Raw genomic sequence first — 282 nt, 5'->3', positions numbered from 1 at the left:
AGGATGAGGTCGAGCAGATCGGCGCGTTCGGTCTCCGCGATCGCGACGCATTCGCCGGTGGCGTGATCGCGCAGCACCGCGGCCGGGCAGCGCAGCGCCAGCGCGACCGGCAGCGCGCCCTCGGCGGGCGGCAGGCGCAGCACCGACTCGATCTGCGCGGCGAGTTCGTAGGCGAGGAACAGCGCCCAGCCGCCGCGGAACGGCCAGCGCGGCTCCTCGCGCGGCAACCGCAGGCGATGCCATGCCGCGTCGAGCGCGGAGAGGAAATCCTCGTCGACGACA

1 protein-coding gene is annotated in these 282 nt (G+C 73.8%); it reads right to left on the bottom strand.

Annotated elements, in window-relative coordinates; translation table 11 throughout:
* Window positions 1–282, bottom strand: a 282-nt coding sequence (locus H8K26_RS17605; protein WP_223827103.1) for a hypothetical protein, incomplete at both ends; no start/stop codon positions are given.

The sequence above is a fragment of the Cognatundibacterium aquatile genome (assembly GCF_014699135.1).
GTDB classification, from domain to species: Bacteria; Pseudomonadota; Gammaproteobacteria; order Burkholderiales; family Burkholderiaceae_D; genus Undibacterium; species Undibacterium aquatile.
The sequence above is the reverse complement of the archived record's forward strand: the minus strand, read 5'-3'. Positions and strand labels throughout refer to the sequence as shown.